Below are 21,336 nucleotides of genomic sequence, written 5' to 3' on the forward strand. Positions count from 1 at the left end.
TAGCCACAGATTGAACACAGATGAAACACAGATTCCGAGATAGAAAAAATCTCACGTCAATGAGCGGGCAGGTTCCAGTCCGAAATGCAACGACACCGGCTTCGTCATTCGTCAAATTGAAAGTTTGTATTTTTGTGTTGGATTTCATTCTGCGACTTTTGGCGTGGATTGCTGTGTACGACGGCAAGCCGTCGGTTTGGGCTTTCTTTTCCGACCTCCCAGGATCTGTGTTTGATCGGTGTTCAATCTGTGGCTAATTTCCGAGAAACCACTGTCACGGCGGCTTCGGCTGGCGGGGGGGTGGGGGGGATGTTAGACTGGATGTGTTGTGGAATTGACAAATATCCAAGCGGTGCGGGTGTGGCTGTGCGACTTGATGATGCGGAAATCATGCAGCGGGTGAAAACGGGTGACGTCGCCTTGTTTGACGAACTCGTGCGCCGTTATCGCGAGCCGCTGTTGCATGTTGCTTGGAGTAAACTGGGGCATCGCGAGTGGGCTGAGGATGTTGTGCAGGAGGCGTTTCTGGCCGCTTATGCCGCGCGGGCGACCTATAATCCTGATTTTGCGTTTCGGACGTGGTTGTGGACGATCCTGCTGAATCTTTGCCGCCGGCAATGGAAACGCCGTGCTGCGAAGGGGCAGGAACTGACACAAGCGTTTCAGTCCGAACGGGGGCAAAGCGAACCAGGGACCGCCGGAGTTCGGGAACCGGTTTCGCACGACTGCGGATTGGCACAGATGTTGGAGACGGAGCAACGTCAAAATGTGCTACGGATGATTGCCCAACTGCCCGAACCGCAAGGAGACGCGATCCGTTTGCGGTTTTTTGCCGGTTTGAAATTCGACGAGATCGCCGCGGCCATGGAGAGTGCAGTCAGTACAGCCAAGGTGCGTGTCCGCAATGGCCTGCGGGAATTGACGCGGCAATTGCAAAACGACGACGAGGGTCCGCCGAGGCGCGGGCCTTTCAATTGAATAGAACCAGTTTCAAAACCCGGTTGTGCTTGTTTTCGAAACGTACAGATCAGTGTCAGTGAAACGCGTCAGAGGGTTTTGAAACGACTTGTAAGAATACATCTCGAAACAGATAGTGCTTCCCAACCGAAATCATTGAGCGGTGTAAGAGCGATGAATTGTGACCAAGCCTTTGAATGTCTGACCGATCCTGAAACCGGCGACGATTCCGCATTGCAGGATCATCTCGATCACTGTCCGCGTTGTCGTGACATGGCGGAGATTCTCGAACCGGCGCTGCGGTTTGTCACGGGCGATGCCGCGCAAGATTGGTCGACGTCGGCATGGGAGTTCTCCACAAACGTCACCAACCCGGCGACACAGTCGCAGCCGTTTTTGACCGAGCAGGCGGTGCGTGTGGCGGAAGAGGCGGCGAGCGGGTTATCGGCGCGCAGCAATCGGCAGCAGCGGACGCGTCGCAATCGCTGGTTGGCGGTCGCCTTGTTGGCACCGATGTTCGCCCTGGCCATGTTCCTGGCCGAACAAGACGACACCTCGAATGCACAACCTCCACGGCAATACCGTGCCAGCGGCCCGGCACTGGGGACCTGTACCCGGACCAGCGTGGCCATGCTCGCTAAACGAGATGAAACCAACCGCGAGATCAGCGCCTACGAAGTGGTGCTATCTTGCAACGTCTGCCATCTATTGGATCGTCCGGTCCGCCGCGACGCGCAAGATCCTCTCAAATTGCAACCGGCCAAACCGGTGGAAGCGGGAGGTCATTGGGAGACGACGCCGGGGGCTGCGCATGTCTCGACCGGCATCTCATTTCGCTGGCAAATGGCGGCCCGCGCCTCTCAAAATCGTGCGTGCTGAGTTCGCACAAACCGATTTGCCTATCTCAGTTCGCAATCTCGAATTGAGACGCAAAAATTGGCTCAGCTAGCGCCGATTTCGGCTTGCCGGTATCGTCCGATTCGAGTATTTACCTTCCACTCTCCGCGGTTTGATGCGCGGGGCCTGTGTGCAATTTGCCATGACGGCTCGGTCCGCATGGTGAAATGGACGCGACGGTCTCGCATTTTTCAAGCCTCGCGACAGTCTGATTCTCTCAACACTTCTGCGATTTCACATCGAGTTCACATCTTCACAAGCATCAGCGGCATCATCATAGCTAGGTTTTAGCTACGGTGCGGTCTCTGCTCGTTTGGTTGGCGGCTAGTCCGCCCTGTGGGAATATATAGCAAATGAACGGTGTCCACATTGACACCCACGGCAGGCGAACTTTAGGGCGCCGACGGTGCGCTGGGTTGTGCGCTCTGGCTGTGCTGGTGTTTGTTACGGCGGGTTCGGTCTCGCCGGATTTGGGATTGCGCGTCGCCGCCGCACAAGAAGAAGTGGTTAGGACCGTGGGTGGCGAAACTCTGCTCAAGATTCGTCGCGTGGAAGTGGAAGGCAACCGCACCATTCCCGTCGACGCGATCGCCCGCAAAATTAAGATCCGCCCGGACCAAGAGGTCACCGCGCAACAAATCCGCGCCGAAGTACAATCATTACACAAAACACGCTGGTTCATCGATGTGAAGGAGAAACTCCGAGAGACAGACGATGGCGATGGTTACGTGTTGGTGTTCAATGTCCGCGAACGGCCGATCTTGCAGGACGTGGTCTACAAAGGCAACGAGGAAATCAAAACCAAGCAGCTTGCGGCGATTACGAATCTGCGCAAAGGAAGTGCCTTCGACGTTAGCTTGAACCGTGATTCGGTGCGGGCCATTGAATCATATTACCATGAAAAAGGATTCATTCACTGTAAAGTGACTTTGGAGAAGGGGGACCACGAGGATGACCGCGAAGTGATCTTTCTGATCGATGAAGGTCCCAAGGTGGTTGTCACCAAAATCAAATTCGAAGGAAACGATTTCTTTTCCGGACCGTTGTTGAGAACCAAAGTCGTGACCAAAACACGTAAGTTGGGATTCTTCGGCGGCAAATTTGACCCGGCCACCATTCCCGACGATATCGTCGCCCTGAAGGAATACTATTTCAGCCTGGGATTCTTTGATGTCAAAATCGAAAACGACGTCAAGCAGTCCAAGGATGGCTCGAAGGTGCAGCTCACTTATACGATCGATGAAGGCATTCGCTACAAAGTCGGCGAAATCCGCTTCAACGGACCCCGCGTGATTGCTGAGGAGACCTTTCGCGAACAACTGAAACTGCGCGAAGGGGATGAGTTCGACGAACGGAAACTGAACGCCGACATCGCCATGATCAAGGCGGCCTACGGCAAGTTGGGCCGGATTTTTGCCGTCGTGAATACCGGGTCGAAGTATTACGACGAACCGGGCAAGATGGATTTGGTGTTTGACGTCAACGAAGATCAGCCGTATCGCATCAATAAAATTATTGTCAAATTCAAAGGTGAGTATCCGACCACCAAGGAATCGACCGTCTTAGATCGCATTCCGATCAAACCGGGCGACTTGGCCGATCCGGCCGTGTTGAAATTGGCAAAAAGTCGATTAGAAGGCTCTCAGTTGTTTGCCGGCCGAGGCCAACCGGGGACTCCTCCCTCGTTGGAAGTCAAACAAATTGACGATGAACAGACCGAAACCGCTGCGCGGGAGGTGATTCGCGCCCAATACACCGACGCGCCGGCGCAGAATCCAATTATCAACAACAGCCCCCAAGGGGATCCCTTTGGCGAATCGTTATCACTTCCCCCGGCAAACTGGGTCAATCCTCGGATGTTGGACTTGGAAGTGGGCGTAGAAGAGGCACAGACCGGCCGGTTGATGATCGGTGCTGGTGTGAACAGTGACAGCGGATTGGTTGGATCCGTGGTGTTGGATGAACGCAATTTCGATATTATGCGTCCCCCCACCAGTTGGGATGACATCTGGTCCGGACGGGCCTGGCGGGGAGCGGGTCAGCAATTCCGTTTGGAAGCTGTGCCTGGTACGGTCGTGAATCGGTATTTGGCCAACTGGCGTGATCCTTATGCGTTTACGTTTCTGGACCGTGATGTGAGCTTTGGAGTCAGCGGATTCTTCTTCAATCGGATTTATGACGACTGGGATGAACAACGTTTAGGGGGCCGCGTCACACTGGGGATGCAGCTCGATCGCGAATGGTCCCTGGGGACGGCGTTTCGTTTGGAAGATGTGGAAATCTCGAATCCCGACGTACCGACACCCCCCTCGTTGGAAGAAGCAGTGGGCAACAATTTTCTGTCGACCGTACGCACAAGCATTTCACACGACACACGTGATGCGGCATTCTTGCCGAGCGAAGGGCACTTTGTCGAAGCGGCCTATGAGCAGGCGTTTGGCGATTACAGTTACCCGAAATTTGAACTCGAAGGGAGTCAGTACTTTCAAGTCGGATCGCGTGCCGATGGCAGTGGTCGTCAAATCGTGACTCTGCGGGGCCAATTTGGATACACCGGCGAAGATACGCCGATCTTCGAGAAGTTCTATGCCGGTGGTTACCAAAGCTTTCGTGGTTTCCGTTTTCGCGGCGTTTCACCACGTGAGTTCGACGTAACGGTCGGTGGCGAGTTCCTGACGTTGGGAACGGTGGAATACATGGTGCCGTTGATGGCCAACGACAGCGTGCAAGCGGTCGTCTTCTCCGACTTTGGTACGGTTGAAGAAAACGTCACCTTCCGCCACTTCCGAGCCTCGGTCGGTGCCGGTCTGCGAATCACAGTTCCCGCCTTGGGCCCCGTGCCGTTGGCCCTCGACTGGGCTGTACCTGTGGCCGACCAACCGTACGACGACCGACAGCTGTTCGCGTTCTACTTCGGTGTGTTTAACTAATGCGACAGCGCCGGGTTAGTACGCTCTTCGTTCACGTTTAGAGTGCCACTGCTGGCTTGCCCAGCAGTGCGTTTGTCGATTGTCGTTTGTCGTCGATTCGCATGGACAACTCGCCCTTCCACCGCACTGGCGGACGAGCCGCCAGTGGCACCCCACGATTTTGGTGTGCTCATTGACTTATTGCGAATCAACCTATTCGACACAGTGGAAATTCCGATTCTGCAGGCTGCGGGCGGTCTATACCCGATCGGTTGGTTGAAATAGCGGGTTGCGGCTGAGTCGTAGTTTGTGCGCCCAATACTGCGTTAAGACGCCCAACGTAGTGATGCCGTATTTGAGGCTGCGCTGAAAGTTAATGCTTGAGGCTTCGGCAAAGTAGCGGACCGGAACCGGGATGTCTCCCAGTTTGAATCCAAAGCGGACAGCCTGCGCGAGAAATTGGCTGTCGAAGACAAAGTCATCGGAATTGCGCTCAAACGGGATGGTCTCCAGCACTTCGCGGCGGTAGGCGCGAAAGCCGCTGTGGAAATCGCCCAGGTTCTGCCCCAGTGCGATATTCTCAACAATCGTCAGCAGCCGATTGGCGAAATACTTGTACGGCGGCATGCCCCCATCCAGAGCTTCTTTTCGCGTGCGAATCCGCGAGCCGAGTACGCAATCGCAGATTCCCAGCCGCAGAATCTCCACCGCCAGCGGGATCACGCGGCTGTCGTATTGATAGTCGGGATGGATCATCACGATAAACTCAGCCTGTTGTTCTAGGGCGTAGCGGTAGCAGGTCTTTTGGTTCCCGCCATAGCCCAGGTTGTGTTCGTGCTCAATCACCGTCAGCCCCAATTCGCGGGCGAGTTCGACGGTGTTGTCGCTGCTACAGTCATCGACCAGCACGATCTCGTCGACGGTCCCGGCGGGAATATCGGCTAAGGTTTTGCGAAGCGTCGATGCGGCATTGTAGGCCGGCATCACGGCGACAACGCGGCCTGTTTTTTCGTCAGGCGCAGTCTGGGGATTACTCATGGAAGTCTGTGTGGGCATGGGGGAGTATTTCGGGCAAATAGAATTGAATGGACCCGCGAACAAGATGTGCGGAAACGAGAAGTCGGACGTTTCGATCTGTATCCTATAGTCACCGTGCTCGAAAGGCTACCGCCGCAGCCACCCTGAGTGCGGTAGAACCCCAACCAGGCGTGGCTGTTTTTTCTCTAGCCACAGATTGAACACAGATTAAACACAGATTTTTTCGGGGTGAGATCAAAAATCCCAAACCGACCGCTTGCGGTCGCACTGTGCGATCCCGACCGGACAACGTGCCCGTGTGATTTGTGATACGAAACAATATGGTTTTTTGTGGGAGGGCGATTTGCCTGGGTGGACGTATTTGGGTGGATCAACAGAAGTCTTTGCAATAATTTCGTACATCGCAGACGCGCTTTGACCGTTTGCAGTGCAGGGGAGAGGACGGGCGGCAATCGACAGAAGCTGACGGCGGAATCTGGGCAGGACTTAATGGCAAACGAGGCGCCTGGGAAAACACGTTGCGTGGCGAACTCGACTGCGGGTTGCTGGAAAGTCGCACGGGGAGTTGCTAGTTTAAAGCGGTCGAATGAACGAAATTTCCCTTAAAAAAATACGGGCGGCTGTATGACAGATCATAAACGTATTCTGACCCAATGGTGCGTCCCGGTCGGCGCTTGTCTCACGATGGCGGCGACGCTCTTTATGGCTGGTTGCGGAGGTGGTGGCAACGGCGATGGGACGGGCGGAGGAGATGGCAGCGGGGGCGGACGTCAATTTTTGGATATGGGCACAGCCCCGGCCGGCGGAGCATTTTTCACCGTCGGCAACGCGCTGGCTGAAGTGCTCAATTCGCAAAAAGGGGACAACGACTGGAAAGTCACCGCCAAAGGGACCAAAGGGACACAGGAAAACATTCGCGGGATTGATTCCGGCAAGTTAAAATTGGGACTGGCCAATGCCGCGATCACCTATTTTGCCGTCCGCGGCGAAGAGGGGTGGGACAAAAAATATCCCATCAAATCGGTGATGACGCTGGCCCCCAACGTGGCCATGTTCATTTCCAAAGAAGATGGCGGGCCCCAAACCATTGCTGATCTCAAAGGCAAGCGCGTTGTGGTTGGTCCCTCGGGGGCGGGATTTGAATTCTTTATCAAACCGCTGCTGGAAGAGCACGGCGTGACTTACGACGATTTTATTCCCTCGAACAACACCCAATCGGCCGCTGTGGACGAACTGGGCGACGGCGCTGTCGATGCAGCCTTCTTGGGCGGAGCAGTTCCCACATCGTCGATCACACAGGCTTGTTCGACGCACGACATTCATTTCATCCCGTTTGACGAAGCTGCCAAAGCAGCGCTGATTGAAAAGTATCCCTTCTTCCATCCGGCGACCATCAAAGCGGACGTTTACTCCGATTTGACGGAGGATTTTGAAGGCTTGAACGTCGGCAGCATGCAACTCATCACACACGCCGACGTCGATGAGGACATGATCTATCAGGTCACCAAGACCATCTACGAGAACGCCGCTGAAGTGCAAAAGAAGCACGCTGCGGGGAAAGCGATCAATCCCAAGGTTGTGGTGCGGAACACCGGCACGGAGTTCCACCCTGGAGCGATTCGCTACTACAAGGAAATCGGCATTTGGCCCAATGCGGACGCTGCTGAGCCTGCCGGTGAAGAACCCGCTGCCAAAGAAGAATCCGCTGAATAGGAAACGCACTCGATGATTGAGCGGATTAAGGGCGCGCTAATTCCGACATTAGCCGTCGTGTTGTGTCTGTTCACGTTGCTGGAAGTGAACAGCTTCACGCACTTGTTACAGCAGGAACAATCCAAGCTGGCCGTCTTTGCCATGCTGGGAATGGTGCTCTGTTTCCTGACCTTTCCACTGCACAAAAAGCTTGAACATTCGAAGATCTCGCAACTGTTCGACTTCGTGTTGGCGGCTGGGACCGTTGCATGCTGCGGATATGTGGTCGTGCAAATGGAGCCGGTTTTCGAGAGTTTGTGGATCGACGGACAGTCATTGGGCAATCGCGCCGGCATGAATCTTCCGGTCGATATGTACGTGGGACTGGTCGGTCTGGTGTTGGTGTTGGAAGCGACCCGTCGCTCGATCGGTTTGGCCTTGCCGATTCTCGCCATCGCATTTTTGTTGTTCGCGTATTACGGCCGCGCATTGCCGGATTGGGCGTTTCCGCACTCCGGTTTGGACTTGGACGGATTGGCCTCCAGTACATTCCTGCAAAGCACCGGTATTTTCGGCGTGGCGCTGAACGTGATGTTCAAGTATGTGTTCTTGTTCGTGATCTTCGGCGCGTTTCTAGAAATCACCGGCGGCACGCAGTTCATCATCGACTTTTCAGAGAAAGTCTTCGGCGGCAGCGCGGGTGGTCCAGCCAAAATCGCTGTGTTGGGCAGCGGATTGATGGGTTCGTTGTCCGGCAGTGCGGTTGCCAATGCCGTCACCACTGGGACATTCACGATCCCCATGATGCGCAATGCTGGATTTAAGCCGCACATTGCCGGTGGCATCACGGCTGCCGCTGCATCGGGCGGAGCATTGGTCCCGCCGATTATGGGGGCGGGCGCTTATATGATGCTGGAGATCGTCAATCCCGAAGGGGGATTCGTCTCGATCATGAAGGCGGCCATTGTGCCGGCGATCCTGTACTACTTCTCGATTTTTATGATCGTACATTTCTCAGCCAAACGCATCGGTGCACATGAGGTTAAGGACTCTGAAAGCAAAGACCGTACAATTTGGCAATTGCTGTTTTCGTTTGAAGGCATGATATTCTTCGGCGCTTTGGCATCGCTGATCGGGTTTTTACTTGTCCCCTTCTCAGCATTCCGGTCGGTCACGTATACACTAGGCGTCATTCTTGTCTTGGGGGTCATTCACCCCGGCAACCGGATCACGTTAGGTGAGATTCGCGATGCACTGGTGAAATCGGCGCGCGGCGGTGTTTCGCTGATTGCCGCTAGTGCCTGCGTGGGGATCATCATCGGGATTGTTCAAGCCACCGGTGTTGCCGGCGACTTCAACAGCCAGATCGCCAAGGTGGTCGAGCACAATCTGTTTTTCGCGCTCGTGGGCATTATGACGGTCTCGATCATTTTGGGCATGGGAGTTCCCTCGGCCGTCTGTTATTTGCTGATGGCGACGCTCATGGGGCCGCTGTTGGGGGAATTGGGCGTGCCGTTGTTGGCAGCTCATATGTTCATCTTCTATTTTGGCATGATGTCCATGGTCACCCCCCCGGTGGCATTGGCTGCCTATGCCAGTGCTTCGATCGCCGGTTCGACGATCATGGAGACGGCCTTTGCCGCATTTCGATTTTCTCTCATCGGGTTTGTGCTCCCCTACATGTTCATCTATCGCCCGGAATTGTTGCTGATGAATATCAACGGCGGTCCGGCAAACTGGGGGCTGGTGGTGGTCGAAGTTGGGATAGCCGTGCTGGGAACGGTTGCCCTGGCAGCGGGGATTACCGGATTCATGTTTCAGCGGTTCAACGACCCAACCCGCGCAGGCGTCTTAGCGGCGGCGGTGCTATTATTGGCCCCGCACAAAGTCGAAATTGCCGCCGACGATCCCGCCTTCAACACCGTCCGTATTTTGATGACCACAGCCGGGGCGGCGTTGTTTCTTATCTTAGCAGTCACCAACCACATGTCGGGTAAGAAGACTTAAGCTGCTGGATGCCGTGGTTTGGTTTGGCGGAGGCTTTGCTTTTTATTATGAGTCGCTGTTTTCGCTCGCACTGCTGGACAAGCCAGCAGTGGCACCCGGTCTTGTTGAGACCGAACGGGTCTGGCTGAGTGCTTACGAGGGTTGTGCCAACGGAAACCGTAACGTGAAAGTTGTGCCGCGGCCGACGGTGCTGGAGATCTCGATTTGGCCATCGGCCGACTGCACCATGTGCTTGACGATCGCCAGTCCCAGGCCGGTTCCCCCCTGGTCGCGCGAACGGCCACGGTCGACGCGGTAGAAGCGTTCGAAGATGCGGTTGAGATGTTTTTGCGGAATGCCGATGCCTGTATCCTCGACCTCGATCACTCCTTGCGAATCGTCAGCGTACCAAGAGACCGTCACGGAACCTTCTTCCGACGTGTATTTGATGGCGTTGTCGACCAGATTGGAAAGGATCGTATCCAGGGCTTCGTCGCCAATGGCAACGATCACCGGGGTTTCGGGCGCGTGCAGCGTGACAGTCACACTCTTGCGGTCAGCGGCCGGGCGATGGTGTTCTTTGCAGCGCTGGGCGATATGAGCAATGTCGGTGGGCGCGGGAGTTGGATTCGCATCATCGGCTTCAATATGAGCCAAGGTCAACAGGTCCCGCACGGTCGCATCCAATCGACCCGCTTGTTCGTCGATGGTATTCAAAAACTTGATGCGATGGTTCTCGTCATCAATGGCTCCATTGAGCAACGTTTCCACATAGGCTCGTATCGAGGTGATTGGCGTTTTGAGTTCGTGGGATGCATTGGCGACGAATTCCTGCCGGACTTTTTCTAAGCGACGGATCTCTGTGATGTCGTGCGCGACGACCACCGCTCCCGGTGCCGGCTTTCCGGCCAAGCGAGCGACGCTCATCGCCAAGATTCGTGTCTTGGGGGTATGGATTTGCATCTCGCCATGAATGGGAGCTGATTGTTTGAGCGCAGCTGCGATCCATTCCTGCAATTGCGGATTGCGAATCAACTCCCAAATCGGACGGCCCAGCGCGGTTCCTTCGGTCAGTCCGAACATCCGGCACGCCGCACCGCCGGCAAGAATAATCCGTTGTTCCGAATCGACTGCGATCACACCTTCGGCCAGACTGTCGATCACAATCCGCAACTGGTCCCGTTCGGTCTTCAGATGTCGCATACGACCGGCGACGAGCATCGACATCTTGGCCAAAGATTCCGCCAAGCCCGGATAGGCCACCGCTGTTGTCGCGGGAAGCGGCATATCGAAGCGGCCTTCGGTCATTTTTTCCAGCACCAGCGCCAAGTCTTGCAGTGGTTGGCGCATGCGGCGCTCCACCAAAAAATGGACCAGCCACGAGATGACCATCAAGATGCCAATTGCCGCAGCGGTGCTCCACAGGACGGCACTGATGTGGTCCCGCAATGTGAAGGAAACGACAAGAATCAACACGCCGATGACCGCGATCCCCAATCGGTAAACGGCGGTCCATCCGCCCCACGGTGAAGAGGCGTTCGTGGCCAAGGCGTTTTCAGTTGTCGATGAGCGGGTTGCATTCACGGCTGTACGATCGGCGAAGAAGGCCTACGGACCGAAGTGGTATTGGTTAGTTGGGAAGGACGGCAATCATGTCGAGCGTGATCGTTCGCCCCGTACGGCCCACGCCGCGGACTGCCGCCTTCGAAGCCGCGGGCGGACGCTGGGGATTGTACACCTGGGGACGGTATTCGTTTAATGCCTTGCTGACCGCCGCATCCGAGACGTAATACGTCGCCTTGGCCAGATGGTCGAAGTCGCTCTGTGATTTTTCCAGAATGCTCGCTAAACGTTTGAAGATTGCAGGCACCTGCGCTTCTGCACTGTCTCCGTACAGCCCGGAAATGTAGACCCGCCGTCCAGTTCCGACTGTTGCAACGCGGCTAAATACCGGCGAGGAGGTCATCCAGGACGGTGTGGAGAATGTCAGCGGCGCTTGTTCCGCATCGCCTTCAACTGCGGGGAGATAAGCGATCAACTCGATTTCGATGCTATCGGTCGCCATCCATTCGACCGGGACATGCGCGGGAATGGGGTCGCCTTGAAAATGAGCGGCGATTTCTCCGTCGACGACGGCCAGGTCGGTCATGGGATTTAAGAATGATTTGAGCTGAACGACGTGTGCGCGTTTCAGGCCCAGAAACTTCAGGGTCTTCTCAAGATTCACCAACGTGTTACGCGTGCGTGCAGCTAGGTCGTCCCCTTTTTCTGCTTGTCCCGAGATATAGACCACACCGCCGCGCGGCAGGATCGAAACCGTTGCCGGGTGTTCCTGTGTAGCGCCGGGAAGGGAACGGTGTGAAACCTGTGGCGGGCCGTCGCCGGGAATGGCTGCGACGGCATCCAGGGCGACTAAGACGCCCGGTTGTGCCAAGGTCCCCGAGACAAACGTGACCGCCGGTTGGGCATGGGGGGCGAGTTGTTTTTTTAGCACCGTTTGAACCGCATCTGCCTGGGCGTCATCTGCGAGATAGAAATTCAGTTTGACAACGTGCTGAAGGTCCGTGTCGGCCAGTTTGAGGACGTCCGGCAGTTGGGCGAGCAGCGCCTGTGTTTGGGCTGCCGCATCACCTGGACCGATCAGTTTTCCGTCGTTGTCCAAAGGCAACAGTTGTGAGGTGTGGGCCAACGCCACGTCGTCGATGCTGACGGCAACGGCAAGACCGGTTTGCGGATCGGTTTCGATCACCGAGATGCGGCTGTCATCCGCTCGGCATGGGGAAACAGACAACGCGGCCACCACCATGCTCGCCGTTAGAATTCGCCAGTTTGTCATATCGTTCCTCTTCGCACTCATTCGTGGTCTTATTTCGGTCACACCAATGTTTCTAAGGCTTCGCCTATTCCAGCAATTCCATCAACCACAGCTTCGGGGGGAATGACCAACGGTGGACAGACCTTAACGGTTTCGCGATTGGTATGAAATAACATCACTCCTCGTTTGACTGCTTCCCAGACCAAATCGCGTGCCAGTGCCTTGTCCGGTTTGCCGGTGGCCGGATCGCGGAGGTGAATTGCGTTGAGCAGGCCCAATCCGCTGACCCGGGCGATGTGCTTGGGAAAGCGTTGCTGCAGTTTCCGCAGTTCCTCGCGGGCGATCTGTCCGGTTCGGTCCGCTTTTTCGATCAATCCTTCATCAAAAATGACATCCAAGTTTGCCAATGCCGCTGCACACGAGAGAGGATGTCCGGCGTGTGTGGTGGTGATGTCGGCGGGGTTCAGCGTATCCAAAATCGCCGCTGGTCCCAACACCGCCGCCAAGGGCAGCGACGACGAAATTCCTTTCCCCACACATAGCAGATCGGCGCGGACATCGTAATGTTCATGGGCGAACAGTTTACCCGTTCGTCCGAATCCTGTTTGGATTTCATCGAAAATTAATAGAATGTCATGAGCATCTGCCCAGCGACGCAGAGCTTGCATATAGTCCACCGGAAAGGGGAGAGCGCCCCAACCTTGCAGGGTTTCGATGAACACGGCGGCGATCTGACCGGAGTGGACGTCACGTTCGGCTAGTGCGGCGATTGATTCGTCGAGTTGCGTGGGTCCGTCCCGGTTGTCGGTCGGGAAGGGAATGTGGTGGATCGCCGTGTCGGGATGTTGCAGCCAGGGTTTCGCCGCCGATGTGCCCGAGAGTTGGTGCGCTCCCAGCGTCCATCCGTGAAAATCGCCGCTAAAGGCGAGGAGATGATATTTGCGTGGATCCCGTTTCTGTCCCCATTCCCGCGCCACTCGCAAAGCGGCCTCGATGGCTTCAGAGCCGACCGTCCACAGGTAAGCTTTGTCCATGCCGGGTGGGGCCAATTCCACCAAGCGACGGGCCAGTCGCACGCGGATTTCGGATGCAAAACTGAACTGCGCCAACAAGCCCTCTTCCACATGTGCTGCCAAGGCGGCCCGAATGGCCGGGTGTCCGTGGCCGCTGTTGCAGGCGACGGCGGTGGAGCTGAAATCAATCCAGCAGTTCCCGGCCGCGTCGAAAACCTGATATTTTTCAGCACGGTCCCAGACAATCGGCGGCTGATAGCAATTCACCTGCGGAAAAAACCGTACCGCATCGGCCAGAACGGGAGCTGTTTCGGGGGCAGGCAATGCGGTGGTGATCCGTCGAAACGGCGTCTCGACCGGGGTGCATGCCTGGGGTGAAAAGGTAAACGCATTCGGCAGACCGCTGCTTTCCCGCTCTGTCATGGTTTTCCTGACTCAAATTCAATATATTTTCGCCAGTGGTCTGGCGATGAGGCGAATTTTTCTGTTGAGGCGTCAATCCTCAGTGCTTGCCTGCAGAATTGCAAGTCTTTGGGCGGCCGTGGCAACATGGGCGAACCATTGACGAGTCGCCCTGTCAATCGCTATACGCAATGGGCTGTTTTTTAACGAGACATTTTGGCATTTCGCGCGCCGCTTGAATCAGGCGGGCTCAATCACCCCCTGTACGCGTAATTTACCGTCGAAAACCGACTCCCGCCGGGAGTGGGACTCTATATCTTTAGGAAGCTGTACTGATGACCAAACGTGTCTACAATTTTTCCGCCGGTCCCGCGGTTCTGCCGGTGGAGGTTTTGGAAGAAGCCCGCGAAAATCTGCTCAGCTTGGGCGATACGGGTGTGGGGATCATGGAGCATTCCCATCGTGGCAAGGCGTTTGTGGCCGTGTATGAAGAGGCGGTTTCACTCTGCCGGGAGTTGGCGGCGATTCCCGACAACTATCACGTCCTGTTCCTACAAGGGGGGGCCTCGTCGCAGTTCTTTATGCTGCCGATGAATTTCCTGCCCAAGGAGAGCACGGCTGATTATTTGGTCACGGGGTCCTGGGCCAAAAAAGCGGTCGCCGAGGCGCAGCGATTTGGCAATGTGCATGTCGCCGGCAGCAGCCAGGATCGCAATTTCTGTTATATCCCCAGCGATTGTTCCTACAGCGACGATGCCGTCTACACGCACTACACGTCGAACAACACAATCTTCGGGACGCAATTCGCAACCGTGCCGGATGTCGCCTGCGAGACGCTGGTGTGCGATATGAGCAGCGATATTTTCTCCCGGCCGATCGACGTCTCAAAATATGGCGTGATTTATGCCGGTGCGCAGAAAAACCTCGGCCCCAGCGGCGTGACGTTGGTCATCATCCGCGACGACTTAGTGCAGCAGGGACCGACCGACATTCCGACGATGCTGCAATACCGCACGCACGCCGACAACGACTCGATGTTCAATACCCCCCCGACGTTCGGGATTTATATCATGGGGCTGATTTTCAAATGGATCAAAGCCCGCGGCGGCTTGGCAGCAGTTGGTGAACAGAATCGTGACAAGGCGGGCAAACTGTACGAGTACCTGGATCACAGCCGTCTGTTTAACGGCACCGCTGATCTGGAAAGCCGGTCTCAAATGAACGTGACATTCGTCACGGGCGATGCGGATTTGGATGCCCAGTTCATCTCGCAATCCGAAGCGGCGGGATTTAGCGGTCTGAAAGGGCACCGCAGCGTGGGCGGCATGCGGGCCAGCCTGTACAATGCATTTCCCACCGACGGCGTAGACGCGTTGATTGAATTCATGAAGCGTTTCGAAGCCGAGCAAGGGTGAGACGATGTTTGTGCTGCTGCCATGTTGAAACGTTGTGAGACGAGGCTTGGCAGTGGGTAGTCGAAGTGGTCGCTGGTCGAAATTCTTCTGAAGGACAGGTGAGCCGATCGTGAATTTTTTCAAGAATTATCTCGAAAGGCACCAGCATCCCGGTAACCAATTTCTGCATCTCATTGGGTTGCCGATCACATTCGCCCTGCCGGTGTACTTTTTAGTGCATCACAATTGGCAGTGGGCGTTGGGGGCATTTATTGCCGGTTATGCACTGCAATTCCTGGGTCATGCCATCGAAGGCAACGACGCGGGGGAGATGATCGTCGTCAAAAAACTTTTGGGCAAGCCGTACATTGCGGTCGTGCCTCGTTCAAAAGAGTCAAAGTTTGACGATTAGTGCGCCGATACTGCTTATGACGGTTTTAGCGCGCCCGATGTGTCGTTTTATTGAGACGCATGCGCGGACCTCTCCGTATTCCGGATCGTCATCCGGGATGTGGCGGGGCTTTTCAACCGTCAGCGACGAGATGGTCCTGATTGCTTTGGGGGACCTGGCTCGTTCGCCTCAACTGAGAAGCAGATTCATCGGTACTTTTGCGGCAAGGACGCACCATGCGAAAGCAATCTTTCCGGCAATTTGTCAGCCTGTTGTTAATCAGCTGCCTATTCACCGGCTGTGCGAGCAACCCCACGTTGTCCTACCTGGGCAACGCCCAGTTGACAGATTATCGGGCCGACGCCGAACGGATTGCCTATCCTGATTCGTGCGAGGTCCCCCCGGAATCCGCAACGTTTGCCAATCCGCCCCGCAACGTGAGGGACCGGAACCATGATGAAGCCTGGGATATGCCATTGGCTGAGGCAATTCACTTGGCGCTGCTGAACAACAAAATTGTACGAACATCCAGCCGCACAGCAACCGGCGCCATCGCGGCTGGCTCGGCTGGGGGCACATCCACCAGCACGATCGTGAGCTCACCGCAAGCAGTGGCATCGGTCTATGATCCAGCCATTCAGGAAACGGGCGTGCTCTTTGGCAGTCGCGGTGTTGAATCCGCCCTGTCCGAGTTTGACACCCAGTTTACGACTAGCATGGTCTGGGGCCGTGACGAACAAATTCAAAACAACCTGTTCCTCGCCGGTGGTATTCCCGACGGGGCGACCTTGCAGTCCGACACCGCTCAGATGCAAGCGGAGTTGTCGAAGGTTCAAGCAAACGGTGGACAACTGTCGTTGAGCCACTTGGTGAACTACAACTACAACAACTCTCCCGGTAACCTGTTCCCGTCGGTGTATACCGGCAACGTGCAACTTGGCTATCGTTTGCCGATGTGGGCTGGTTCGGGGACGGAGTTCACGCGGATCGCTGGTCCGGTTTCGGAAAACATTACAGGGATCGGCGGTGTGAGCCAAGGTGTGGTCATCGCCCGGATTAATAACGACATCACGATTGCCGACTTCGAAATCCAAGTCCGCAATATGATCAAAGATGTTGAGGATATTTATTGGAACCTGTATCTGGCCTATCGCCGTTACGACGCTGAAGTCGTCGCCCGGAACAGTGCCCTGCGAACTTGGCGGGAAGTCAAATCCAAATTCGAAGTCGGAGCACGAGGGGGGAGTGCCGCTGACGAAGCTCAAGCACGCGAACAATACTTCGACGCCAAAGCCCGTGCCGAAGTGGAGCTGAACAACATCTACTCCATGGAGCTCGAATTGCGGCGGATGCTGGGGCTGCCGGTCAATGACGGTCGCATTATTCGTCCCTCCGATGTACCGATTACCGCCGAATTCATTCCCGACTGGTACGTGGCCTTGGCTGAGGCACTCACTCGTCGGACGGAATTACGACGACAAAAATGGAATATCAAGAGTCTCGACCTGCAGTTGATTGCCGCAGAAAACCTGGCGAATCCACGGCTGGACTTTGTGTCGGCCTACCAGGTGAATATGTTTGGTGACAACCTCTTCGGGAACAATGATAATGACAGTGTTGGAACGGCCCAGGGACTCAACAGTGCCTATGAACGTTTGACACAAGGCAGCCAAACCGGTTGGCAACTCGGCTTCCAATTCTCGATGCCGCTCGGTTTACGGCGTACCTTGGCACAAGTCCGCAACATTGAGTTGCGATTGGCTCAGGCCCGCGAATTGTTGGCGACGCAGGAAGTTGATATTAGCCACGAACTGGCCAACGGCTTCCAAGCGTTGAATCTCAATTACCAAACGGCCCAAACTCGCTTTAACCAAGGCCGCGCTGCTCACTTGCAGTTGCAAGCCTTCGAAGCGGAGTACAAGGTCGGTACCAAAACGTTGGACTTGTTACTTCAAGCTCAAACGCGTTTGGCCCGCGCCCAAATCGAATATTACAGTGCCATCATCGAATACACGAAGTCGATCACCAACATTCAATTCCGCAAAGGAACCTTGTTGGAATACAACAACATTCACTTGGCTGAAGGGGCCTGGAGTCCTGAAGCTTATGAAGAAGCCCTACGTCGTGCTTGGGCTCGCAGCTACGCCTTTGAGTCGGATCTGATGCACACCGAACCGGCACCGTTCGTCAACGACGGTCGTGTGATGGGACCGGTGGAATTCACCTCCGAAGCGGTCAACATGCCCGGCCCGGCCAACGGAAGTGAGTCGATGGAGATTCCGCTGACCGATCCGAACGGTATCGTCCCGCCGCCGCCCGCCCCTCCGCTGGATGGGGAACTGGAAGGAGCCGGCTCTAGCGATTTTCGCGAGCCTGTCCCGGCCCTGCCGCCCGCTGAGGGAAGTTATGACGGCGATGTCAGCATCGACTGGAACGCGGATTTCGACGAAGAGCAAGCCAAAGCCTTGTTCGAAACGGAAAGCGACCAGGAGACCGCGGGGTACGAGAAGGTCAACTTCTCCGACGCACCCGTGATCGACAACGGATATTAAGCCAGGTTGCAAATAAACGCCCCTCACACGAACGACTTCTCCCTCTCCCTCTGGGAGAGGGCCGGGGGTGAGGGTTTTCAAGCTCGATCAGGTTCTCACGTTCTAAGTCTTTTAGCGTGAGGCCTTTTCCGATGGTGGGCAGCAATCGTTCTACAACCAGTTTTAAAACCCGGTTGCGCTTGTTCTAGAAACATTCAGATCAGTTTCAGTGAGACGCGACAGAGGGTTTTGAAACTACTTTTACGCAGAATGGTGCGTCGCGACGCACCCGACGGCAACCGTGGCTAGTTTGTTTGTTGGCAGAGACGTGCTATGGGAGCGTGGGGCCTAAGCCGACGATGGAATCCCGTGGGATCTTGGCATCGAGCAATGCCTGCTCCAGATTTTCTTCTGCACGCGCACGAGCGGACGGGGCGCGGATGACGCGAACGCGAATTCCATTTTCATCACCTGTGGTTGCGGTGGCCAATTCCACGACCTGCTCTAAGGTGATTTCCTGAAGCGTGCCATCCGTCTCGGCAGCAATCCAGTATCCACGGTCTTTGATCGTAATCTGTAGATCGCTGAGCGGACTCACCGGGGTGGTTTGGGGGTCCGCTTCGGCGGGGGGAGGTTCTTTCTCGTTGAGGTCTGGTTTGGAGCCTTGCACGGGAATCACGCCATCGCCGCCATCAAATTTGGGGAGCCAATTGCCGAGGAACGTTCCAGCAACGACTCCCAACAGAACCAATCCGCTACTGATCTTTACACCGCGGGTGACTTTCTTGGTAATCGTCATCGGACTTTGGCCTCAATCCAACTTTTCAAATGAAGGCGTTATTGCAGTGGTGGTGAAAACCCTAGGATTGCGTATTCAAAACGAGTGCGACGATCACTGTCATCGTACATCTTTTGCGTGACCTCGGCGACGCCCGTGATGGCTGCCTGACGCACGGAGAACTGCGCGTCGGACCATGAGACGAGTAAGATGACCAGATTTTTTGGCTGTGGCAATGCTTTATAACGGGCGTAGATTTCGGCGCTAAAACGCTCGGGGGTTTCGGCGCGAAATTTAAACGTCTTTCCGGCAGCGGTCATGGTCGTCAAGTTGTCGTCGCCGATATGAATGTCCCACACGTCACAACGTTTGAGTAATTCCCGCCAAGTCCGCAGGTGTTTGACCATCTCTGCGGCGCGACTGCCGGCCATGGTTTCGATTTCGCGGCGCAGTTCGTCGCGTTCCACCTCGGACCGGGCTGCCAAGACGCGTTTGATGGTTTCCTGCGGCAAGCGAAAGAGCCGCGACAGGATTTCCCCCAGTTCTTGGATCTCCTCCCGCGATTGTCGCAACTCGTCGCTGATTTCTGTTTCGCGTTCTTGCATGGTCGATTGCAACCGGTTGCGTTCGATCTGCAATTGGTTCCGCTCTTGCTCGGCAACTTCTAGTTTGGCCAAGAGTTGCAAACGGGCCAACTCCGCCGTGTCTTGCGCTGCATTCAGTTTTTGAGCAACTTCGACCGCCTGCGTTTCGGCCGTCTCTTGGACTTCCATGTACTGCGCAAAGATCACGATCAACAGCAGATCCAGCAGCGGTGTCAATTGAAACGAGAGTTTGCGTCGCGACAACTTCATGCCGGTTCCTCCGGCACGAGCGAGAGTTCCCGTTTGGCGCGGACGATCGTATCCCGCACATGCTCGCGGTTTTCCGCCAGACGTTCGAATCGCGTTTCCAGCACGCTGTTTAAAAACATCAGCAAAATTCCGGCTGAGAGTCCGGCGAAGGTCGACCAAATCGCGTCGCCGAAGCGGCTGACGATTGCGCCGACGGTGTTGGCATCGCCACCGGATTGCAGAGCGGCGCCGATGGCGAGGATCGTGCCCAACACGCCCGCCAACGGATAGGCTTCGATCATGGTGCGGCAGATGTTGTAGGAAGTTTCAAATGCCATCGAATGCAAATACCGCCGACGTTCATCCAAGACGTTGATCCGCGCAATCAACATCCGCCGGTCCGCATCGCCATTGGGGTCTTGTAACACTTCGTCGACGTCCGCCAAAAAAGCTTCAATCTGATCCGACAGATGACTGGTGCCGTCGAAGAGACTGCGGTGTTTGAGACCCCGCGTGAATTCGTCTAAGGAGGCGGCGATTTTTTTCAGATCGCGGCGAAACCAGATCCACAACAAAATGAAAAACACAACGTGCACCGCGCAGGCAACTGCGATGACGAACGTCGACAGGGCAGAAAGATTACCGAGGGCAGCCGTCAATGGGTTCATGAATGCTCAGATTGTGTTGATGATCCGCAAAGGGCAAGACAGCACCGGACGTTCCGGCGCACCGCTGAATGCGTCTGTACAACAATTCCGCACCCACGGTCCAGGTCATTCTGGCATTTCCGGCGTGTGCGGACAAGGGGACCTGACAACCGCGGGCTAGGGCAGGGGGGCATGCGCGTCGGCCGACTTGCGTTCCAGAATGTAGACAGCGCTATCTGCACGGACATTGGCCGCCCAGGCCTGTTCGACGGCGCGGCCGCGGATAATCGCCAACTCCTTGACGATCCGCCCCTCAACCACATCCACCAGATCACGAAAATCGGGCATCGACATCAAATGCAAATTCGGCGTGTTGTACCACTGATACCGTTCCGAGGAGGAGACCGGCGCGCGGCCCCACAGCAATTGATTCCAGCGGACACGCCAATGTCCAAAATTCGGCACCACCACTAATGCCCGGTTGGCCACACGCAACATCTCTTCCAAAATCACGTGCGGATGCCGCACCTGTTGCAACGTTTGGCTGAGCACAGCGAAGTCGAAGGATTGGCTGGGAAAGTCTTCCAAACCGAGATCCAAGTCAGCTTGGATGACCGGCACGCCGGCGGTCATGCATTGAATCATCGCCCGGCGGCTCATTTCCACGCCCAATATCTCGGCGCTTTTGATCCGCCGCAATTCGGAGAGCAGTAGCCCATCCCCGCACCCCAGGTCCAACACACGACTCCCTTCGTCGATGTGCTCCATGATCACACGGTCCGTCAGCGCAGCCGAGGGACTCGGCATCTTGTAGCGACGTTTTTCTTTGGGGCGACTTGTGGACATCACGGGGTCTCTACTTGGCTCGGACTTTTGCCGCAACCATGGACAAGCTATCGGGAAAAAAATTAACCACGAAAGACACGAAATACACGAAATTAAAATATAGAGAAAACGACAAAGACCTACCGCGTTAAACTCGAAATCAAAAACAATTTGAATGAAAACAACTTAGTGTTTTTCGTGTGTTTCGTGTCTTTCGTGGTTTATCTT

General features: G+C 55.6%; 17 protein-coding genes. 9 read left to right on the plus strand and 8 right to left on the minus strand.

Features of this window, described 5'->3' with window-relative positions:
- The first annotated feature begins 321 nt into the window (after positions 1–321).
- The 3 genes from Mal52_RS10855 (at position 322) to Mal52_RS10865 (ending at position 4,784) form a co-directional block, all read left to right on the plus strand.
- A complete protein-coding gene (locus Mal52_RS10855; RefSeq protein WP_197534817.1) occupies positions 322–978 on the plus strand; it encodes an RNA polymerase sigma factor in 657 nt (218 codons plus the stop codon).
- 153 nt (positions 979–1,131) lie between these two features.
- The gene (locus Mal52_RS10860; RefSeq protein WP_145376106.1) at positions 1,132–1,836 is read left to right on the plus strand and encodes a hypothetical protein; all 705 of its coding nucleotides are present in this window, start codon (positions 1,132–1,134) and stop codon (positions 1,834–1,836) included.
- 434 nt (positions 1,837–2,270) lie between these two features.
- Positions 2,271–4,784 carry a BamA/OMP85 family outer membrane protein gene (locus Mal52_RS10865; RefSeq protein WP_197534818.1) on the plus strand — a complete coding sequence of 838 codons (2,514 nt, stop codon included), beginning with the start codon at positions 2,271–2,273 and terminating at the stop codon, positions 4,782–4,784.
- Positions 4,785–5,021: 237 nt separating this feature from the next.
- On the opposite strand, the gene Mal52_RS10870 is transcribed toward Mal52_RS10865, so the two are convergent.
- Positions 5,022–5,819 (minus strand): glycosyltransferase family 2 protein, encoded by a 798-nt coding sequence (locus tag Mal52_RS10870; RefSeq protein ID WP_231962602.1) that lies wholly within the window; start codon positions 5,817–5,819, stop codon positions 5,022–5,024.
- Between the two features lie 606 nt (positions 5,820–6,425).
- Here Mal52_RS10870 and Mal52_RS10875 point away from each other — a divergent pair.
- Positions 6,426–7,514, plus strand: a complete 1,089-nt coding sequence (locus tag Mal52_RS10875) for a TAXI family TRAP transporter solute-binding subunit (protein WP_145376108.1) — start codon at positions 6,426–6,428, stop codon at positions 7,512–7,514.
- 12 nt (positions 7,515–7,526) lie between these two features.
- Positions 7,527–9,500, plus strand: a complete 1,974-nt coding sequence (locus tag Mal52_RS10880; protein WP_145376109.1) for a TRAP transporter permease — start codon at positions 7,527–7,529, stop codon at positions 9,498–9,500.
- 132 nt (positions 9,501–9,632) lie between these two features.
- Here Mal52_RS10880 and Mal52_RS10885 read toward each other — a convergent pair whose 3' ends face one another.
- The 3 genes from Mal52_RS10885 to Mal52_RS10895 are packed head-to-tail and all read right to left on the minus strand — an operon-like array spanning position 9,633 to position 13,730.
- A complete protein-coding gene (locus Mal52_RS10885) occupies positions 9,633–11,063 on the minus strand; it encodes an ATP-binding protein (protein ID WP_145376110.1) in 1,431 nt (476 codons plus the stop codon).
- Between the two features lie 46 nt (positions 11,064–11,109).
- On the minus strand, positions 11,110–12,315 hold the full coding sequence (locus Mal52_RS10890) for a RidA family protein (RefSeq protein WP_197534819.1): 1,206 nt from the start codon (positions 12,313–12,315) through the stop codon (positions 11,110–11,112).
- 38 nt (positions 12,316–12,353) lie between these two features.
- Entirely contained in the window at positions 12,354–13,730 is a 1,377-nt protein-coding gene (locus Mal52_RS10895; protein WP_145376112.1) for an aspartate aminotransferase family protein, read from the minus strand.
- A 314-nt stretch (positions 13,731–14,044) separates the two neighbouring features.
- On the opposite strand from Mal52_RS10895, the gene serC reads away from it, so the two are divergent.
- The 3 genes from serC (at position 14,045) to Mal52_RS10910 (ending at position 18,046) form a co-directional block, all read left to right on the plus strand.
- Positions 14,045–15,124: a 3-phosphoserine/phosphohydroxythreonine transaminase gene (gene serC, locus Mal52_RS10900; RefSeq protein WP_145376113.1), complete on the plus strand. Its 1,080-nt coding sequence runs from the start codon at positions 14,045–14,047 to the stop codon at positions 15,122–15,124.
- 109 nt (positions 15,125–15,233) lie between these two features.
- Complete coding sequence (locus Mal52_RS10905; protein WP_197534820.1) at positions 15,234–15,515, plus strand: DUF962 domain-containing protein; 282 nt, start codon at positions 15,234–15,236, stop codon at positions 15,513–15,515.
- A gap of 215 nt (positions 15,516–15,730) precedes the next feature.
- A complete protein-coding gene (locus Mal52_RS10910; RefSeq protein WP_145376115.1) occupies positions 15,731–18,046 on the plus strand; it encodes a TolC family protein in 2,316 nt (771 codons plus the stop codon).
- A gap of 310 nt (positions 18,047–18,356) precedes the next feature.
- On the opposite strand, the gene Mal52_RS10915 is transcribed toward Mal52_RS10910, so the two are convergent.
- The 3 genes from Mal52_RS10915 to Mal52_RS10925 are packed head-to-tail and all read right to left on the minus strand — an operon-like array spanning position 18,357 to position 20,304.
- A complete protein-coding gene (locus Mal52_RS10915) occupies positions 18,357–18,824 on the minus strand; it encodes a hypothetical protein (protein WP_145376116.1) in 468 nt (155 codons plus the stop codon).
- 38 nt (positions 18,825–18,862) lie between these two features.
- The gene (locus Mal52_RS10920) at positions 18,863–19,657 is read right to left on the minus strand and encodes a hypothetical protein (RefSeq protein ID WP_145376117.1); all 795 of its coding nucleotides are present in this window, start codon (positions 19,655–19,657) and stop codon (positions 18,863–18,865) included.
- Complete coding sequence (locus Mal52_RS10925; RefSeq protein WP_145376118.1) at positions 19,654–20,304, minus strand: MotA/TolQ/ExbB proton channel family protein; 651 nt, start codon at positions 20,302–20,304, stop codon at positions 19,654–19,656. The genes Mal52_RS10920 and Mal52_RS10925 overlap by 4 nt, the downstream gene beginning before the upstream one ends.
- Between Mal52_RS10925 and Mal52_RS29715 the strand changes: the two genes are divergently transcribed.
- Complete coding sequence (locus Mal52_RS29715; protein WP_197534821.1) at positions 20,303–20,464, plus strand: hypothetical protein; 162 nt, start codon at positions 20,303–20,305, stop codon at positions 20,462–20,464. The genes Mal52_RS10925 and Mal52_RS29715 overlap by 2 nt on opposite strands.
- On the opposite strand, the gene metW is transcribed toward Mal52_RS29715, so the two are convergent.
- Complete coding sequence (metW, locus tag Mal52_RS10930) at positions 20,461–21,129, minus strand: methionine biosynthesis protein MetW (RefSeq protein WP_231962122.1); 669 nt, start codon at positions 21,127–21,129, stop codon at positions 20,461–20,463. The two genes, Mal52_RS29715 and metW, sit on opposite strands and share 4 nt — an antisense overlap.
- Positions 21,130–21,336: the final 207 nt, after the last annotated feature.

Origin of the sequence: Symmachiella dynata (assembly GCF_007747995.1) — a bacterium.
Lineage (GTDB): Bacteria > Planctomycetota > Planctomycetia > Planctomycetales > Planctomycetaceae > Symmachiella > Symmachiella dynata.

Excerpts from the sequence above, each read along its gene's own strand:
- Mal52_RS10870 (WP_231962602.1), bottom strand. The coding sequence starts at position 5,819 with ATGCCCACACAGACTTCCATGAGTAATCCCCAGACTGCGCCTGACGAA.
- Mal52_RS10855 (WP_197534817.1), top strand. The coding sequence starts at position 322 with ATGTGTTGTGGAATTGACAAATATCCAAGCGGTGCGGGTGTGGCTGTG.
- Mal52_RS10875 (WP_145376108.1), top strand. The coding sequence starts at position 6,426 with ATGACAGATCATAAACGTATTCTGACCCAATGGTGCGTCCCGGTCGGC.
- serC (WP_145376113.1), top strand. The coding sequence starts at position 14,045 with ATGACCAAACGTGTCTACAATTTTTCCGCCGGTCCCGCGGTTCTGCCG.
- metW (WP_231962122.1), bottom strand. The coding sequence starts at position 21,129 with ATGTCCACAAGTCGCCCCAAAGAAAAACGTCGCTACAAGATGCCGAGT.
- Mal52_RS10860 (WP_145376106.1), top strand. The coding sequence starts at position 1,132 with ATGAATTGTGACCAAGCCTTTGAATGTCTGACCGATCCTGAAACCGGC.
- Mal52_RS10910 (WP_145376115.1), top strand. The coding sequence starts at position 15,731 with ATGCGAAAGCAATCTTTCCGGCAATTTGTCAGCCTGTTGTTAATCAGC.
- Mal52_RS10895 (WP_145376112.1), bottom strand. The coding sequence starts at position 13,730 with ATGACAGAGCGGGAAAGCAGCGGTCTGCCGAATGCGTTTACCTTTTCA.
- Mal52_RS10920 (WP_145376117.1), bottom strand. The coding sequence starts at position 19,657 with ATGAAGTTGTCGCGACGCAAACTCTCGTTTCAATTGACACCGCTGCTG.
- Mal52_RS10880 (WP_145376109.1), top strand. The coding sequence starts at position 7,527 with ATGATTGAGCGGATTAAGGGCGCGCTAATTCCGACATTAGCCGTCGTG.
- Mal52_RS10915 (WP_145376116.1), bottom strand. The coding sequence starts at position 18,824 with ATGACGATTACCAAGAAAGTCACCCGCGGTGTAAAGATCAGTAGCGGA.
- Mal52_RS10890 (WP_197534819.1), bottom strand. The coding sequence starts at position 12,315 with ATGACAAACTGGCGAATTCTAACGGCGAGCATGGTGGTGGCCGCGTTG.
- Mal52_RS29715 (WP_197534821.1), top strand. The coding sequence starts at position 20,303 with ATGAATGCTCAGATTGTGTTGATGATCCGCAAAGGGCAAGACAGCACC.
- Mal52_RS10925 (WP_145376118.1), bottom strand. The coding sequence starts at position 20,304 with ATGAACCCATTGACGGCTGCCCTCGGTAATCTTTCTGCCCTGTCGACG.